This is a genomic window from Ruegeria sp. CDSC054 (genome assembly GCF_059610645.1).
Genome location: NZ_JBXWOA010000015.1, coordinates 87,720 through 103,633 on the forward strand (window position 1 = coordinate 87,720; position 15,914 = coordinate 103,633).

Annotated in this window: 18 protein-coding genes and 1 pseudogene; 12 read left to right on the top strand and 7 right to left on the bottom strand. The window is 54.0% G+C overall.

All coding sequences use genetic code 11. The features are described 5' to 3' along the window. Positions 1–90: 90 nt before the first annotated feature. A complete protein-coding gene (locus tag AC2FGC_RS21100; RefSeq protein ID WP_496725700.1) occupies positions 91–1,005 on the bottom strand; it encodes an NAD(P)-dependent oxidoreductase in 915 nt (304 codons plus the stop codon). 51 nt (positions 1,006–1,056) lie between these two features. Between AC2FGC_RS21100 and AC2FGC_RS21105 the strand changes: the two genes are divergently transcribed. Beyond that, complete coding sequence (locus AC2FGC_RS21105; protein ID WP_496780737.1) at positions 1,057–1,974, top strand: LysR family transcriptional regulator; 918 nt, start codon at positions 1,057–1,059, stop codon at positions 1,972–1,974. A gap of 88 nt (positions 1,975–2,062) precedes the next feature. Here AC2FGC_RS21105 and AC2FGC_RS21110 read toward each other — a convergent pair whose 3' ends face one another. From AC2FGC_RS21110 to AC2FGC_RS21130, 5 genes and pseudogenes are all read right to left on the bottom strand, one after another. Then, positions 2,063–2,458, bottom strand: coding sequence for a nuclear transport factor 2 family protein (locus tag AC2FGC_RS21110; RefSeq protein WP_170337324.1), 396 nt, complete (start codon positions 2,456–2,458; stop codon positions 2,063–2,065). Positions 2,459–2,702: 244 nt separating this feature from the next. Further along, a complete protein-coding gene (locus AC2FGC_RS21115) occupies positions 2,703–3,335 on the bottom strand; it encodes a tyrosine-type recombinase/integrase (protein WP_496725698.1) in 633 nt (210 codons plus the stop codon). A 231-nt stretch (positions 3,336–3,566) separates the two neighbouring features. Further along, the gene (locus AC2FGC_RS21120; RefSeq protein WP_496725697.1) at positions 3,567–3,977 is read right to left on the bottom strand and encodes a universal stress protein; all 411 of its coding nucleotides are present in this window, start codon (positions 3,975–3,977) and stop codon (positions 3,567–3,569) included. 139 nt (positions 3,978–4,116) lie between these two features. After that, a pseudogene (locus AC2FGC_RS21125) lies at positions 4,117–4,533 on the bottom strand (TRAP transporter large permease subunit); the annotation flags it as partial. Between the two features lie 143 nt (positions 4,534–4,676). Then, entirely contained in the window at positions 4,677–5,423 is a 747-nt protein-coding gene (locus tag AC2FGC_RS21130) for an IclR family transcriptional regulator (RefSeq protein WP_496725696.1), read from the bottom strand. Between the two features lie 216 nt (positions 5,424–5,639). On the opposite strand from AC2FGC_RS21130, the gene AC2FGC_RS21135 reads away from it, so the two are divergent. From AC2FGC_RS21135 to AC2FGC_RS21185, 11 genes are all read left to right on the top strand, one after another. Next, complete coding sequence (locus AC2FGC_RS21135) at positions 5,640–6,476, top strand: cyclase family protein (protein WP_496725695.1); 837 nt, start codon at positions 5,640–5,642, stop codon at positions 6,474–6,476. 61 nt (positions 6,477–6,537) lie between these two features. Further along, positions 6,538–6,882, top strand: a complete 345-nt coding sequence (locus AC2FGC_RS21140; protein ID WP_496725694.1) for a cupin domain-containing protein — start codon at positions 6,538–6,540, stop codon at positions 6,880–6,882. An 11-nt stretch (positions 6,883–6,893) separates the two neighbouring features. Then, the gene (locus tag AC2FGC_RS21145) at positions 6,894–7,679 is read left to right on the top strand and encodes an SDR family NAD(P)-dependent oxidoreductase (protein ID WP_496725693.1); all 786 of its coding nucleotides are present in this window, start codon (positions 6,894–6,896) and stop codon (positions 7,677–7,679) included. Between the two features lie 3 nt (positions 7,680–7,682). Next, on the top strand, positions 7,683–8,606 hold the full coding sequence (locus AC2FGC_RS21150) for a 3-hydroxyacyl-CoA dehydrogenase family protein (RefSeq protein ID WP_496783367.1): 924 nt from the start codon (positions 7,683–7,685) through the stop codon (positions 8,604–8,606). 43 nt (positions 8,607–8,649) lie between these two features. Next, positions 8,650–9,930 carry an ABC transporter substrate-binding protein gene (locus tag AC2FGC_RS21155; protein ID WP_496783369.1) on the top strand — a complete coding sequence of 427 codons (1,281 nt, stop codon included), beginning with the start codon at positions 8,650–8,652 and terminating at the stop codon, positions 9,928–9,930. 50 nt (positions 9,931–9,980) lie between these two features. Continuing rightward, the gene (locus AC2FGC_RS21160) at positions 9,981–10,709 is read left to right on the top strand and encodes an ABC transporter ATP-binding protein (protein ID WP_496725690.1); all 729 of its coding nucleotides are present in this window, start codon (positions 9,981–9,983) and stop codon (positions 10,707–10,709) included. Further along, positions 10,702–11,409 carry an ABC transporter ATP-binding protein gene (locus AC2FGC_RS21165; RefSeq protein ID WP_496725689.1) on the top strand — a complete coding sequence of 236 codons (708 nt, stop codon included), beginning with the start codon at positions 10,702–10,704 and terminating at the stop codon, positions 11,407–11,409. Before AC2FGC_RS21160 ends, AC2FGC_RS21165 begins: the two co-directional genes overlap by 8 nt. Position 11,410: 1 nt before the next feature. After that, a complete protein-coding gene (locus tag AC2FGC_RS21170; protein WP_496725688.1) occupies positions 11,411–12,274 on the top strand; it encodes a branched-chain amino acid ABC transporter permease in 864 nt (287 codons plus the stop codon). Continuing rightward, positions 12,271–13,299, top strand: a complete 1,029-nt coding sequence (locus tag AC2FGC_RS21175) for a branched-chain amino acid ABC transporter permease (RefSeq protein WP_496725687.1) — start codon at positions 12,271–12,273, stop codon at positions 13,297–13,299. The genes AC2FGC_RS21170 and AC2FGC_RS21175 overlap by 4 nt, the downstream gene beginning before the upstream one ends. Before the next feature lie 4 nt (positions 13,300–13,303). Continuing rightward, entirely contained in the window at positions 13,304–14,242 is a 939-nt protein-coding gene (gene kce, locus AC2FGC_RS21180) for a 3,5-dioxohexanoate:acetyl-CoA acetone transferase (RefSeq protein ID WP_496783371.1), read from the top strand. A 77-nt stretch (positions 14,243–14,319) separates the two neighbouring features. Then, positions 14,320–15,264, top strand: a complete 945-nt coding sequence (locus AC2FGC_RS21185) for a YHYH protein (protein ID WP_496783373.1) — start codon at positions 14,320–14,322, stop codon at positions 15,262–15,264. Positions 15,265–15,803: 539 nt separating this feature from the next. Here AC2FGC_RS21185 and AC2FGC_RS21190 read toward each other — a convergent pair. Beyond that, on the bottom strand, positions 15,804–15,914 hold a 111-nt coding region (locus AC2FGC_RS21190; protein ID WP_496783376.1), incomplete at its 5' end, for a dienelactone hydrolase family protein.

A 15,914-nucleotide genomic window follows, 5' to 3' on the forward strand; every position in this document is an offset into this window, starting at 1 on the left:
CGCTTGCAGCGAATGTCTCCTTCTGACGGTCCGCACTGCAGCATCGCTAATCCTCGGGCAATGGCAGCAATTGGCCGGAGCATTATTGCATCAGGCATCTGTCATATGCTGGACCAGTGAGGTCAGCTGTCTGTCGCAGTAGCCATCGTCCCAAGCCGTTTTGGTGCGGTCATGCATCAACTGGATGAAATCAGCGGGCGCATTAAGTGAGAGATAGGTCTTCAACGCATCCTCTTGCGCCATCGCGTAAACCTTCAGGGAAGCTTCCGCACTGTCGTAATCCTCAAACGGAACAGTTCTGGCAAAGAGATCATGGTAGTCATTGACCAGTTTGATCGTGGCAGGGAGTTGGTCGGCATAAACCTGCATCGGGATGCCCGCTTTTTGGCAGACAAGTGCACCGTAGATCATTCCGAACATGAACCCCTGTCGAACCGTGAAGAGGCCGGCAAAGAGCGCGGCAAGTGCAGTTGGTTTCTCTCCGACATGGGCGGACTTTCCACCCAGTTCTCTGATGATACTGCCATAGCGGTCCCAGGTTCCGGCACTGCCCACCGTAAGGATTGTGGTTTCGTCACCACCAATGCCGGAAGGGTAGGCATTGATCATGCCCAGCATGTAGCCAGCCCCCTGTCCCTCAAGGATGGCGACCAGTCTATCGGCATCCGAGGTATCGCCCGTGCTCATGTCACAGATGGTCTTACCCTTTAGCGAGACGCTCAGCCCGTTGACCAGTTCAATAGTTTTCTTGTGGCTCTTGATACAGATGATGACAAAATCAGACGCCGCAATAGCATCATTCGGTGAAGAGCAGATCGTGGCTCCAGCCTCAGCAAAAACCTCTACCTTTTCCGATGTGCGGTTCCAAACGCTGACTTCGTGGCCTGCCTTGAGCAAGCAATGCGCCAGCGCTGAGCCCATATTGCCCAGTCCCAAAACAGCAATTTTCATGATGTTTGTCTCCGATGGTCGCCAATGAATTACTGCACCAGCATGCGCCGGCATCGGGGGATCACATAGTTGTAAATTATTCTATATTGTTAGATGATCTTACTTATGGATTGGCGCACACTTCCCTCTTTGACATCTCTCAGAGCCTTCGCCGCCGCTGCCGAGTTTCGAAATCTGACCCGGGCGGCAGAGGCACTGAACGTGACCCATTCCGCAGTCAGCCAGCAAATCCGCGGGCTCGAACAACATCTCGACACTCGGCTTATCACTCGTACCCGACATGGCATTTCTCTGACATCGCAAGGCGAATTCCTGTCAGCTGGCCTGCTTGAAGCCTTCGCTGAAATGGCCTCCGTGACCGAGAGCGTGTCGAGTGCAGAGGCGGTTCGACCGTTGGTGGTTAGCGCGACTCCGATGTTTTCAAGCGCGTTCCTTATGCCGCGTCTGTCGACGTTTATTGACGAATTCCCCAATATCGAGTTGAGGATCGATTCAACGATCCAAGCTGTCGACCTCAAGCCGGGCGGAATTGATATGGCCATACGATATGGAACAGGTCGCTGGCAAGGGCTTGTCTCGCAGGTGCTGCTGCCAGGCTGTCTGACGGTCGTCGCGTCCAGCGAACTCATCGGAAACCGGGTGCTCACGAATCCTGCAGAATTGCTTGATTTCACACTTCTTCAGGAACAAGGGTCAGTCGAATTTGACCTGTGGTTAGAAAAAGTCGGAATTCCGACCGACGCCGACCGGAGAGTTGTCCGCGTGCCGGGCAATATGCTGCTGGATGGCATCCGTCGCGGTGATGGTATCGGGGCGACGGTACCGGCTTTTGTTTCTGACGAGTTGAAGTCGGGACAACTCGTGGCGCTGTTCGACGATCCAATACCGCAGATCGGCTACTACCTTGTCACGTTGCCGGGCCCGGTCCGACCAGCGGCAAAGCTGTTCATGCGGTGGCTCTCGAAATCAATTACCGAATATGAGAAAAGCCTTTTCCGATGGACGCCCTCTCACTTGCTGTAGGCAGTAAAGAGCACCGACTACAGTCAAATTGGGTCTGACATACCGTATACGACTGTGCGTACAGGGCGCGAATTGGCGCCGGATATGATCATGTTCCCGCAACTTGGCGTTCATAATCCACACCATCATACCAACCGAGCGATTTGGTGACGTTCAGGTTGTCGTCTAAGTCCCATTCTTCCCAGCCCGAGAAACGAACATGGTTGCCAGTCTCTTTATGATGGCCTTCGAAAGTCCACGCATAGACCATATGGTGATCGGCGACGAGAACCGCGTCGAGGCTAAGAACGAGGTCAGGGAAGTCAGCCATAAATCCCGCCGCCATGTCGCCAATCTCCGCCTGGCTCTCCATTGGGTCGCCACCGTTCATTATCATGATTGTATGTTCAGCATATCTTCCGGCGACATCGCCAGGTGCCCGGTTTGTCCAAGCAGCGCAATGGTCTTGAGCTATGCGGTGGGCGGTTTGTACATCAGGTGTCATCTATATCTACATGTCCTAAAAATCGCGAAAAATATGGTTACAGAAACGTTAGTCGGGTCTCTGAAAGCAATCAAGTTTGCTAAACAGCGCTTCTCAACGTTTGCAGGTTTGTTTGCCTCACTGCCATCCGCTCATTGAAATTTCTGCGTTTTGAACGAACGGCAGCTTTCGGGAAGCCGATAGGTGAACTCTGAGAGATATCGAATGTCGGCTGTGGGCCGCCAACGAATGCGGCCCGTAGTAGTCAGATTTCAATGGCCTCTGCTATGGCAAGTGCATCCTCAAGCTCAACACCGAGATACCGAACGGTGCTGTCCATCTTAGTATGCCCAAGCAAGAGTTGTACCGCGCGCAGATTGCCTGTCTTCGTGTAAATTTGAGTGACCTTTGCCCGCCGCATTGAATGTGTGCCATATGCGCTTGCTTCCAAACCTATCGACGTGACCCAATCACGCACGATCCGCGCACACTGGCGCGTTGAAATGTGTAAACGCTCATGGAAACGCCTTGGCCAAAGGTATTCAGATCCGACCATGAGATTGTCTTCCATCCACCTTTCGACTGAGCTTCGAGTTCCTTCAGAAACCTCGAAACGGACCGGCTTCTGAGTTTTGCTTTGCAACACCGAAGCCCGCTCCTTGACCTGACTAGAAGCCATGATGTCTACGACTTTCATTTTCACCAAGTCACAGCCGCGCAACTTACTATCGATGGCCATATTGAAGAGAGCGAGGTCGCGATGGTTCACTGCGAGTTCTAACCTTACTCGAATTGCCCAGACGTGTTTGGGTTTCAACGGCCGTTTCTGACCGACGATGCGTCCCTTGTTCCAAGCTGGGCGAAGAGCGCGAATGGCAGGTAAGTTTGGTGTGTCCATAACTGATCCTCCGATCCGCCATGCCCGCCCACAACGACAACCCGACGTTGACGAAAGAGGATATCACAAGATGCCGCGTTGCCGCCGAGGTTGGCCGTGAGCCCTACCTCTCAAATGCCGCAAAGTGAAATTCTGGTAGGTATGCCAATAGCAGACCATGGTCGCAGTAAGGCATGCTTATCACCGCAGATTATACAGGACAGAGTTACTTACGCGCTGCGGGCGCCAGCGTCAAAGACGGAGTACATGCACCGAACATTGAGCGTGTCGAACGACGAAAGCGGCTGTTGAACCCAAAAAGAACTCTTTCATTCCAGGTTTGTGCGAAGCAAGGACGATACAATCGATGCGATGTTTGTTTGCGTACTCGGTGATTGCTCGGCCAGCTGATTGGCTCTCGATCAAGACCGAAGAGATTTCTGCTTCTTCTTTCAGGCGTTCAGCTAAGCGTGTCTTTGCTTTTTGAAAGGATTTTTCTGCAATCCCTTCATCCATATAGTACATTACTTGTCTGTTTGGTGGTTCGTGAATATGTGCTGCTGTGATTTTTCCGCCTTCGGATACAAGGGCATGTGCCGCGGACAATGCATGTTCACTGATGCCGTGTTCCAGAGACAGCGCGACTAGGATATTTTTGTACATTTCAGACTTCTATTTTCAGATTTAGGATTTCCGCTGCGAACTAGTCTCTCCCACGTCATGGTTGAGAGAGCGCCCTTGCACCCCAATCATTGGAGTGGGGTGCGTGCATTTTGTCTTGTGCGTTGGCGCTTTCCGCCCATTATCTGCTGAGCAGGAGGTCAGGCAGGAAGAGGGCTAACTCTGGTACAAAAGTTGTCAGCATCAACGTCGGCAGCCAGGCAAAAACGATGAACACCAAAGTCGGCCAAAGCATACGCGAAACCGGTTCATCGCAGACCTGAGCGCCAAGATAGAGAAGCGGCGCTGTAGGTGGAGTGATGTTGGCCATAACCAGGTTCACGCCGATCTCAGCCGCAAAATGGATCGGGTCCATGCCAGTGCTCTGTGCAATGGGCAGCAAGATCGGTGTCGCCAGAAGCAGACCCGAGATATCGTCCATCAGCATCCCGATCAGGATCAACACGATGTTGATCATCAACAGAACCACAATCGGATTTTCAGATACTGAATAGACCATTTGTTTTGCCAGCTGTGGCGCACCTTGCGCAATAAGGTTAAACACGAATGGCAACCTTCGCGACCATGCGGAACTAGCAGCAATCTGTTGGGTGCAGTGTATGGATTTTTTCCATTGGAAGCGCGGGTTGCCAAACAGGGTGGATCGTGAGACCCAACCTGCGTCATGTCGGCTTCACAAGCTTATTGGAAAGTTTGATGTATATTTGTGGATGTCTCGATAAGTGCTTGTTCGATGGTTGCTCTTTGCCGTGCAAATCGTGTCGTTGGCACTGGAATTGAGATCGCGTGCAGATCTCCGACCCAGTCAACGAAAGAAAATCCGATCGCCGACACGCCGACAGAATGCTCGTCCAAATCATAGGCAAGGCCCTGTTCGCGGACCGTATTCAGTTCGGAAAGGAAGTCATCCAAATTCCTTTGGATACCATTCCGTTCCCATTCGTTTTGAATGAGTTTTGTCGCATCTCCTTCATCGAGCTGAGCGAGACAAGCTTTCCCATTCGCAGTGGTGGTCAGCGGAAAAACCTCGCCCACTTGCGAAACGGTCGTCAATCGATAGACGCCTGGGACCTGATCTAAGAAAACCATGCCGATACCGCGCATGACGGCGAGGTCTGTGGTTTCCCCGGTCTTTTGGGTCAGCTCCGTCAAAAGCAGCCGGCAATGTTCGACGATGCTGTACTGCGCAGCACCCGCGAGAGCGCTTAGTTCGGGGCCGAGCCTCAAGCCACCCCCGTTTGCATCTGCTATGACAAGTTTTTCTTCAGCAAGTGCGCTTGTGATTCTCTGTACCGTAGAGCGGGGCAGGCCAACACGCTCTGCAATTTTCCCCAAGCTCATTCCGGATTGATTTTCTTTCAGAACACGCAAAATCGAGGCCGCTCTGGAAATGACCTGAATGCCACCTTTATCCGCTTTTTCAGACATTTAACCTACCTAATCCTGTCCTGGCATCGTAATTTCGGATACCTGGTAATTTATTAGTGATGTACCACAATGTGGTGCAAGTCAACCGTATAGTGAGTTTTTAGTTGACCGTAATGCGGTGCGCATGCATCATCATACGGGACAGGTGGGGAGGCCACCCAGATATTAGAAAAGCGAACACCGCCGCGTTGTCGGCGAACAGAGGAGATATGCCCAATGGTCGAAATCCGCGGCATTGAGTTTCAGGCAAACACTGACAATGACATGGGGCTTGAGTTTTACAACCTGAGCCACAGATACGGGTTTCAGTGCCCCAACTGGCCGTATTTCAAGGACGTCCAGATCGACCGAAAGCACTACATGGCCAAGTCAGGCGTGTTGTCTCAGACGATTACGACGACCATGCACGTGACCACTCATATTGATGCACCGGCCCATGTCGTTCAGGGAACGCCGTTCATCGACGAGGTGCCGCTGCCGCATTTCTTCGGTACGGGATTGGTCGTCTCGGTTCCCAAGAAGAAGTGGGAGCAAATCACGGGAGACGATCTGGAGAAGGCTTGCGGGCACGCAATCCGCAAGGGCGACGTTCTGATTATCAACACCGGTTGGCATAAGCAGTACGAAGACGGTGACTACTTTGCTTATTGCCCGGGTCTCGTTCCTTCCGCTGCTGAGTGGATGATCGAGAAAGGCGTGAAAGTCGTTGGCCACGACACCCAGGCAAACGATCACCCTCTGGCAACGGCCATTGGCCCGCAGCGTAACGGTCCGATCCTGCCGCACCTTGAGAAAGAGTATCTTGAATGGTCAGGCGGCACCCCCTGGGAGGTTGACTTCCCCGAGTGGGAACCGGTTCACAACATGCTTTTCTCTAAGGGTATCCTCGGCATCGAAAATGTCGGTGGTGATCTGGATGCGGTGACCGGTAAGCGTTGCACCTTCGCGTTCTTCCCTTGGAATTGGGACCGTGGCGACGGCTGCATTATCCGATTGGTTGCGATGATCGACAAGAACCAGTCCTACCGTATCGAGGCTGGCGAAGAGTTCTGAACACTCACGGACCGGTCGCCGGTATTCCGGTGGCCGCCACTAAACCTGAGCGGAGACGGATATGTATCTGAAGCGTTTTCAAGACGCCCAACCCTACGAAGCACCGAACCACATTGGGTGTCATGGGCTTCGCTTACAGGGGTTTGAAGAAGGCGGGCCGACAAATCAGTGGATTGGCTTGAGCCAGTTCCTACCAGGCGGAGGTGCCGGGCCGGACTCTACGCCTTTTGAAAAAGTCTACGTCGTTCTGGAGGGTGAAATGACTGTCATCGTTGACGGCACAGAAACCATCCTTGGGCCCATGGATAGCTGCACGATCGCACCGGGCGAAATACGCAAAATTGAAAACCGCACCAACCACACCTGCAAAATGCTGGTGGTCATTCCGTATCCGCCAGAAAGCTGAGGACGAAAAGAATGTCTGATCCACTCAAGATGTTTGACGTTAATGAAAACGTCGCGCTGATCACCGGAGCCTCGGGTGCGTTTGGCATGGTTGCTGCGCGCGTTCTGGCTAGCGCTGGGTGCAATCTGGTTCTGGCTGCGGGCAATCAGGACGCGCTCGACGAGATTGCCAAAGAGTGCGAGGCGCTTGGTGCGACCGTCGTTGCGGTGAATACGCGCCCGTCCGATGAGGCGTCATGCGACGCATTGGTCGATGAAGCGGTCAGCACCTTTGGCAAGCTGGACATTCTCGTCGTCGCGTCCGGCATGAACAAAGTCGCTCCAATCAACGAAATGGCTCCCGAAACCTTCGATGCCGTGATGGATGCCAACGTCAATCAAAGCTGGTTGCTCGCGCGTTCGGCTGCGAAACAGATGAAGGTCAGCGAATACGGCAAGATCATCTTCGTCAGTTCCGCTCGCAGTATCCTTGGCCACCCGGCTGGCTATACTGCGTATTGCGCCTCAAAGGCTGCAGTAAACGGGATCACCAAAGCCTTGGGGTGTGAGCTCGGGCCGACTGGAATTACCGTCAACGCGATTGCTCCGACAGTGTTCAGGTCTCCTTTGACAGCTTGGATGTTCGAAGACACCGACGAAGCGAAGGCAGTGCGCGATGGCTTCCTGACCCGTGTTCCCAAAGGACGACTAGGTGAGCCAGAAGACCTGGCGGGTCCGCTTTTGTTTCTCGCGTCGCGAGCATCTGATTTTTACACCGGGCATATCCTTCATGCCGACGGCGGATATACGGCGGGTTAAAGAATGGTGCGCAAGAAACAGCGGATAGCAGTAATTGGCGCGGGGCTTATGGGGCACGGTATCGCCCTGACCATAGCAAAAGCAGGTCAATACGTTGCCATCACGGATCCCGTTGAAGAGGCGCGAGCCACCGTGCCCGACCGCATCCGCGCCAGCATGGCCGCGATGGGGGATGACGAGGTTACAATCACAAAAACCCTAAAAATGATTGAGATCTTTGCGACGACTGAAGGTGCGGTTCGAAACGCCGATGCTGTATTCGAAGCGGCGCCGGAAAAGCTGGAGCTTAAGCAAGCGATTTTTGCTGAGATTGAAGCGCACGCACCAGAGACCTGCATTCTCGCATCAAATACTTCGGTCATGCCGATCACTCAGATCATGTCTGGGCTGCGGCTAAAAAACAGGGCCCTCGGAACACATTGGTGGAACCCCCCGCACATGATCCCGTTGGTTGAAGTCATCAAGACGGAATGGACGGACCCCGAGATCGCACAGACGATGTTCGATCTGCTGAAGGACGCTGGAAAGACTCCGGTGATGGTCGAAAAGGACGTACCGGGTTTTATTGGCAACCGCCTTCAGCATGCGCTGTGGCGCGAAGCGGTCAGTTTGGTTGAAAACGGAATTTGTGACGCGGAAGCTGTTGATACTGTGATCAAGTCCAGCTTTGGACGGCGGCTGGCGGTCCTCGGGCCGTTAGAGAATGCTGATCTGGTTGGCACCGACCTGACGCTCGATATCCATGAGAATGTATTACACGACCTTGAGACGCAAAAAGGCCCTTCATCCTACCTGAAGTCGCTTGTTGCAGCGGGCAAGCTAGGCATGAAGTCAGGCGAAGGCTTTAGGAAATGGGCCGAGGGCGAGGCGGATCAGGTTCGCCAGCGCGTTGCGACACATCTGAAAAATCTCGAGAAGACTTTGTAAGATCAATCAAACACTGGCGGGAGGCCGGTGAAGGGAGGACGTAATGACAAGGACTTTCAAAACGGCCACGAGGCGCAGTTTTATTGCCGGGGCTACGGCGGCAATCGCTGCTCCGGCCATCCTCCGGGCAACGCGTGCCTATGCGGCAAACCCGACGCTAAGGATTGGCAATGTCAGCCCACGTACTGGTCCACTGGCTGGTTTCGCGGAGGCCGACGAATACGTGCTTCAAGCCATACAGCAGGTCTTTTCGGCTGGGTTGGATAACAATGGCAAGACCTGGAATGTCGAGATCATCTCGAAAGACAGCCAGTCCAACCCGAACCGAGCAGCCGAGGTCGCGGCAGATCTGATCTTGGGTGATGAAGTTGATATCATCGTGGCGGCGTCAACTCCGGACACAGTAAATCCTGTCGCCGATCAGGCAGAGATAAACGAAGTTCCTTGCATCACGACCGACTGCCCGTGGCAGCCTTACTTCTTTGGCCGCAATGGTGTTCCGGGTGAGGGGTTTGAAACGACCTATCACTTCTTCTGGGGCCTAGAGGATGTGATCGCAGCGTTCCTTGATATGTGGGACAAGACTGGCGTGACCAAGACCGTGGGCGGTCTTTTCCCCAACGATGCTGACGGTAATGCTTGGGGCGATGCGGAACTGGGACTGCCAAAACCGCTGGCCGCCGCTGGCTACACGCTGACCGATCCCGGTCGCTATCAGCCGTTATCCGACGACTTCTCAAACCAGATCGCTTCGTTCAAGGCTGCTGGTTGCGAAATCGTCACTGGCAACATGATCCCGCCAGATTTCGCTACGTTCTGGAGCCAGGCTGCCCAGCAAGGGTTCAACCCAAAGGTCGTTACCATTGGCAAAGCACTGCTGTTCCCATCGGTCATTGAATCGCTTGGCGACCGTGGTGACGGGTTGTCGACCGAGGTCTGGTGGTCTCCGCATCATCCTTTCTCGTCCTCACTCACCGGCATTTCTTCGAAAGACCTTGCCGAAGGTTACACGGCGGAGTCGGGCCGTCCTTGGACGCAACCGCTCGGCTTTAAGCACGCACTGTTCGAGGTCGTCGCAGATGTCATCAAACGGGCGGATGATCTGGAAGACCCGTCTTCGATCATTTCCGCAATCACGTCCACGAACCTAAACACAATCGTCGGGCCGGTGAACTGGGGTGATGGACCCATGAACAACGTCACCAAAACTCCGCTGGTCGGCGGTCAGTGGCAAAAGTCCGGCGACGGGTATGAGTTGCAGATCGTTGCAAACAGCACTGCGCCCGAAGTTCCGATCACGGCAGATATGAAGCTGTTGGGCTGACTAGACGTTCGGCGCCGATCTTGGCGCCGAACCCTCTATCCGAGAGAAGCATGACGACAATCTTGAGAATCCAAGACCTGAGCAAGGCATTTGGCGCGGTCACTGTCGCCGATGCTATGAGCTATGAGGTCCAGCAAGGCGAGGCACTCGGGGTAATAGGTCCCAACGGTGCCGGTAAAACCTCGATGTTCAATCTGATCACTGGGACGCTCAAATCCAATTCCGGGGTGATAGAATTCAGTGGGCAGAACGTCACAAAATGGAGCGCCGCAAAGCGGAGCCATGCAGGCATCGCGCGTTCTTTTCAGGTTCCGCAGCCGTTTTCGGGAATGACTGTTTTCGAAAACGCAATGATCGCAGCCACGCAGTCGGCCGGCTTGCATGGGCATCAGGCTGAGCGCTTTTGTCTGGAGATTTTGGACCAAACGGAGCTTATGCCCAAGGCAAACGTTCTAGCGGGCAGCCTGACTTTGTTGGAACGCAAACGCCTGGAACTGACACGCGCGCTTTGCGCTAAGCCCAAACTTCTGTTGTTGGATGAGATTGCCGGTGGTTTGACCGAAGCTGAGTGCAAGTCACTGGTTCAGACCATCAAGGACATCCACGCGTCTGGCGTCACCATTATCTGGATCGAACATGTCGTTCATGCGCTGCTGGCCGTTGTTGACCGCCTGATCGTTATCGACTTCGGGAAGAAAATCGCCGAGGGCGCGCCACAGGCAATTATGGAAAGCGCTGAAGTCAAGGAAATCTATCTGGGGATCGAAGCCGATGCCTGACTCAATTCTTCAGATACGCGGTTTGAACTCCTACTACGGCGATTTCCAAGCGCTCTATGATGTCGAATTGGACGTCGGCGAGGGAGAAGTTCTGGCAATCATTGGTGCAAACGGCGCAGGCAAGACGACCCTGATGCGGTCAATCACCGGGTTGCTGACGAACGGAGTGGATCAGATTCACTATCGAGGTCAGGATATCAGCCGGCTTCGCGCAGACGAGGTTGCAGAACTTGGCCTCGCCATGGTTCCAGAAGGTCGCCAGTTATTCCCTTCTTTGTCAGTCAAAGAAAACCTGATGATCGGAGCCCAAGTTGGTCGCTCGGGCCCTTGGGATCTGAAAGCTGTCTATGATCTGTTTCCGATCCTTGAGGAGCGCAAAGATCAGGCATCAACATCGCTTTCGGGCGGTCAGCAGCAGATGGTCGCCATCGGGCGCGCATTGATGGCCAATCCTGATCTGATCCTGTTCGACGAAATTAGCTTGGGGCTGGCACCGATCATCATCAAAGACATCTACGACGCTTTGCCCGGCATTATCGGTGAGGGCATGAGTGCGATCATCGTCGAGCAGGACATAACGAGGGCACTGTCGGTCTCGAGCCGGGTCTACTGCCTGCAGGAGGGGCGCGTTTCGCTGGAAAGCACGTCTGACACCGTATCGCGTGAAGATATTTCACGCGCGTATTTCGGGATCGAATAATATGGAATGGCTGAACGCTATCGTGCAGGGAACACTGCTGGGTGGGTTATACGCGCTGTTTGCCGCGGGTCTGTCGTTGATCTTTGGGGTCATGCGGCTCGTCAATATCGCCCATGGCGATTTGATCGTGCTGGCCGCGTATCTCGGGCTGACCGTAACGACCGCGACAGGGATGCACCCGATTGCCGCGTTGGTGATTGTCGTTCCCGCAATGGCGCTGATTGGGTATACCCTTCAACGCGGTCTGCTTAACCAAACTCTGGGCGAAGATATTCTTCCACCGCTGCTTGTGACATTCGGGCTGAGTGTAATTATCCAGAACGGGTTGCTTGAGATCTACACTGCCGACCCTCAAACATTGAATGCTGGCACCCTGGAAACAGCAAGCGTCGCAGTGGGCGGAGTGACCCTTGGGATATTACCGCTCCTGACCTTCGGGATTGCGATCGCGGTGATCTGGGGGCTGCAATGGACCTTCTATCATACAGCTTTGGGACGTGCATTCCGGGCCGTTTCAGACAATCAAGACATCGCCCAGCTCATGGGTCTCAATCGTCGGCACATCTTTGGCTTGGCCATGGCGCTGGCCCTCGGTGTGACAGCGATCGCCGGTATTCTGCTTGGCATTCGGACAAGCTTTGATCCTTCAATTGGAGGCGGTCGCCTGATCTTTGGCTTTGAGGCCGTTATCATCGGTGGGCTTGGCAACCTTTGGGGTACATTAATTGGCGGCGTTATCCTTGGCGTCGCGCAAACCATCGGAGCCAAGATTGATCCGGGTTGGCAAGTGCTTGCCGGACATATCGCTTTCCTTGTCATTCTTGCCGTTCGTCCGAACGGCCTCTTCCCGAGGGTTTCTGGATGAATCTGCAAGATTATTCCGTATCTCGATCATCAAAGGCAGCGCGAGCTGCCGCGATCCTGGCCGCAATCGGTTTGCTTGTTCTGGTTGCAGCGCCCTGGTGGGCAGGCCGCGCCGACATGCGCTTGATGGGAGAGCTGTTTCTCTACCTGTCCCTCGCCACTCTTTGGAACCTCATGGCGGGTTACGCTGGTCTCGTCTCGGTTGGTCAGCAGGCCTATGTGGGCTTCGGCGGCTATATGCTCTTTGCGCTTACAATGTTGGGCGGGCTGAACCCATTGGTTGCTATCGCAGCCGCAGGCGTGCTGGGGGCTTTGATCTCGATCCCGGTTGCTGTTCTGATCTTCAGGCTTCGGGGCGCATATTTTGCCATAGGTACCTGGGTCATCGCTGAAGTCTTTCGGCTGAGCTTTGCACAAATTTCTGCGCTTGGCGGGGGATCGGGATCTTCGCTACCCGTCGCCATCGTCAAATCTTTGGCGTCCGGTCGCGCGATGCGAGAGGCGCTGAGCTATTGGCTGGCGCTCGGAGCCGCTGTGCTGGTGGTGACGGCCGTGTATCTCTTCCTGCGCTCGCGCCAAGGTTTGGCGTTGACGGCAATTCGCGACAACGAATTGGCCGCCGGTAGCCTCGGCATCGATATCTGGCGCACGAAGTTCATTGTTTACGTCGTCACGTCGGCGTTCACGGCGATGATCGGCGCGCTGATCTTCTTGCAAAAGTTGCGCATTTCGCCGGATGCGGCGTTCAGCGTCAACGACTGGACCGCCTTCGTCATCTTCATCGTCGTAATCGGCGGCATCGGTACCATCGAAGGACCGATCATCGGCACACTCGTCTTCTTTGCGCTGCGCGAAACGCTGGCCGACCTTGGGACAACGTACCTCATCGTTCTCGGAGTGGTTGCGATTGTCGTCATGCTCAAGGCGCCGAAAGGCATCTGGGGCGTGATCCGTAGCCGTTTTGATCTGCAACTTTTCCCGCTGGGCTATCGCGTAAAGCACATCGGACAATCCAAGGAAAACTGAACTCATGGCCCGTCAGAAAAAGACTATCATTACATGTGCTGTAACAGGAGCGATCCACACACCAACGATGTCGGATGCACTCCCCTACACCTATGATGACATCGCACGGCAGGCGATCGAGGCCGCCGAGGCCGGAGCGTCGATCCTGCACCTGCATGCGCGCGACCCAAAGGACGGTTCTCCATCGGTTGACCCGAATGATTTTGCGCCTTTCCTGCCGCGCATCAAACAGGCTACCGACGCAGTTGTGAATCTATCGACCGGTGGATCGCTGACTCTGTCTATTCAGGACCGGATCAATCCGGCTAAAACCTTCAGTCCCGAAATGTGCTCGATGAATATGGGTTCGATGAACTTCTCGTTTCACCCATTGGCCAATCGGTATGGCGACGACGACTGGAAGTTTGATTGGGAGAAAGACTATGTCGCGAACTCCGATCAGAACATCTTTCGCAATACGTTCCGGGACATTCGCGAGGCGGCGGAAACGCTTGCGCCTCATGACATCAAGTTCGAACACGAATGCTATGATGTCGGGCATTTGTACAACCTGAAATTCTGCATGGATATCGGACTGTTCAAGGCACCTATTTTCATTCAGTTCATCTTTGGCATCCTCGGCGGCATTGGACCCGAAGTCGACAATCTGATCTTCATGAAACGCACGGCAGACCGTCTGTTCGGTGACGACTATCGGTGGTCGGTCTTGGGCGCAGGAGGAGCACAGATGTCCCTTGCCACGACGGCAAGCCAGATGGGCGGCAACATTCGCGTCGGTCTTGAAGACAGCCTGTTCATCTCTCGTGGAAAACTGGCCGAAAGCAATGCTCAGCAAGTCGCCAAAATTCGAAGTATTGTAGAAGATTTGGGCAGTCAGGTCGCAACTCCCGACGAAGCGAGAGAAATTCTGGATTTGAAAGGAGGAGACCGCGTCGCATTCTGAGGCTAGGGTGACAGGCATCAACTCATATCGAGCGACTTGTTTGTTTGAAAATTTCGAAACACCGAGGAGATTGAGCCATGCGACTGGAGATTTTGACATTCAGCGCGCTTATGGCAGGATTTACGGCCGTTCAGGCTCCTGCGCAGAACGCAGCGGCTCAGGACATCACCGATCTTTTGCTCAGCAACCGGTCTGCCGACTGTGCGGACTATGCGGGCGTGTATTCCGCTTCAGTGGAAGACGTCACCCGCCAGCAACGTTTTAACTCCGAAATCGAAATCTCGTGTGATAGTCAGCACTGCACTTTCAAGACCAATGGCATTCCTAACCATGATTTCAATGGGCCTACAGCCAACTTCGCCAACGATGTGAGGGAATTGTCAGGCACATTCCGGATTCCTAGGAACCCAGAAAAAACGGACAGTCAAGCTGCGCTTTCACAACGTAGCTATGACGCATTACTGCTCAACGGTGTGCCGGTCGATTTGCTCTCGGCCGGGTGTTATCGCCCAAGCGGCCCACGTGCAGACAAGAATGGCAACGTCCTTGCAGGGTGTCGGGATACTGATCCCTGGTTGCTCGACCCGCCGTCTTACGATCAGTACTTTGGCGTAGACCTCCACAATGCCCACGCCCAGCCAGACGGCAGGTATCACTATCATTCCAATCCGAATGCGCTGTTTCTGGATCACGACCTTGATAAGCCGTCACCAGTTATCGGCTTCGCGGCTGACGGATTTCCGATCTATGGTACGATATTCAAAGACAGCGATGGTACTATAAGACCTGCGATTTCCGGCTACCAACTCAAAACCACGCCTCGGCCTGCGCCGCCTACCGGGCCGGGTGGTACTCCGGACGGGACGTATATCGACGATTACGAGTTTACCGGGACGGGCGATCTGGATGAGTGCAATGGCATGACCGTTGATGGCCAGTACGGGTACTATGTCACCACAAGCTACCCGTGGGTGCTCAACTGTTTGGTCGGAGAGCCTGACAGCTCATTCGACAAAAGGTGATCGTTAGTCCTTATTTCTGAGGCGCAGTTTCGGCCTATCCTGGATTTATCCAGACACCTGGTGTTTCCCCCGCGATACTAGCAATACGGCCGAATTGCTCGCAATTCTGATCTTATTGGGTTTGCCATCTGTTTAAAGCGGTCACAGTGGTTCATTTAATTTGCGACTGCCGCCTTGGCGCTTATGTCAGGTGTTCTTTGCAAGCATGGTCAAAGGATGAATTCAGGCAGGGCTAGGTGATTGTGCTGGCTATATACTGACAAGCTGACCACTCAATCAGAGAACGCTTCACATAACTCCCACAGGACGCTCGTGTTTCGGTGTTGTTCAGTAAACAGCCAGTGGTCTTGTACCCCGCCAATGAAGGCTTCTGTTAACGATGATGTCTTTTTTGCACCCAAGCCTTTAGCCAAGCGTTCCTTTCAGCTTCTCTGATCATGAGAGATAGAATACTGGGGCTTCAAATGACTTGGCCCCGGTAAACTGTGCGTTGCGACGAAGCTATGAAAACACAATGCTCGCTTCGCCGTGCGCTGTAGTTACTTCAGATAAGTGTTGAACCAATCAATGGTGCGGTCCCAGGCTAGGTTTGCCATTTCCTCGTCATAACGAGGCGTGCTGTCGTTATGAAAACCGTGGTTGGCATTTTC

Excerpts from the sequence above, each read along its gene's own strand:
- AC2FGC_RS21100 (WP_496725700.1), bottom strand. The coding sequence starts at position 1,005 with ATGCCGGCGCATGCTGGTGCAGTAATTCATTGGCGACCATCGGAGACA.
- AC2FGC_RS21105 (WP_496780737.1), top strand. The coding sequence starts at position 1,057 with ATGGATTGGCGCACACTTCCCTCTTTGACATCTCTCAGAGCCTTCGCC.
- AC2FGC_RS21110 (WP_170337324.1), bottom strand. The coding sequence starts at position 2,458 with ATGACACCTGATGTACAAACCGCCCACCGCATAGCTCAAGACCATTGC.
- AC2FGC_RS21115 (WP_496725698.1), bottom strand. The coding sequence starts at position 3,335 with ATGGACACACCAAACTTACCTGCCATTCGCGCTCTTCGCCCAGCTTGG.
- AC2FGC_RS21120 (WP_496725697.1), bottom strand. The coding sequence starts at position 3,977 with ATGTACAAAAATATCCTAGTCGCGCTGTCTCTGGAACACGGCATCAGT.
- AC2FGC_RS21130 (WP_496725696.1), bottom strand. The coding sequence starts at position 5,423 with ATGTCTGAAAAAGCGGATAAAGGTGGCATTCAGGTCATTTCCAGAGCG.
- AC2FGC_RS21135 (WP_496725695.1), top strand. The coding sequence starts at position 5,640 with ATGGTCGAAATCCGCGGCATTGAGTTTCAGGCAAACACTGACAATGAC.
- AC2FGC_RS21140 (WP_496725694.1), top strand. The coding sequence starts at position 6,538 with ATGTATCTGAAGCGTTTTCAAGACGCCCAACCCTACGAAGCACCGAAC.
- AC2FGC_RS21145 (WP_496725693.1), top strand. The coding sequence starts at position 6,894 with ATGTCTGATCCACTCAAGATGTTTGACGTTAATGAAAACGTCGCGCTG.
- AC2FGC_RS21150 (WP_496783367.1), top strand. The coding sequence starts at position 7,683 with ATGGTGCGCAAGAAACAGCGGATAGCAGTAATTGGCGCGGGGCTTATG.
- AC2FGC_RS21155 (WP_496783369.1), top strand. The coding sequence starts at position 8,650 with ATGACAAGGACTTTCAAAACGGCCACGAGGCGCAGTTTTATTGCCGGG.
- AC2FGC_RS21160 (WP_496725690.1), top strand. The coding sequence starts at position 9,981 with ATGACGACAATCTTGAGAATCCAAGACCTGAGCAAGGCATTTGGCGCG.
- AC2FGC_RS21165 (WP_496725689.1), top strand. The coding sequence starts at position 10,702 with ATGCCTGACTCAATTCTTCAGATACGCGGTTTGAACTCCTACTACGGC.
- AC2FGC_RS21170 (WP_496725688.1), top strand. The coding sequence starts at position 11,411 with ATGGAATGGCTGAACGCTATCGTGCAGGGAACACTGCTGGGTGGGTTA.
- AC2FGC_RS21175 (WP_496725687.1), top strand. The coding sequence starts at position 12,271 with ATGAATCTGCAAGATTATTCCGTATCTCGATCATCAAAGGCAGCGCGA.
- kce (WP_496783371.1), top strand. The coding sequence starts at position 13,304 with ATGGCCCGTCAGAAAAAGACTATCATTACATGTGCTGTAACAGGAGCG.
- AC2FGC_RS21185 (WP_496783373.1), top strand. The coding sequence starts at position 14,320 with ATGCGACTGGAGATTTTGACATTCAGCGCGCTTATGGCAGGATTTACG.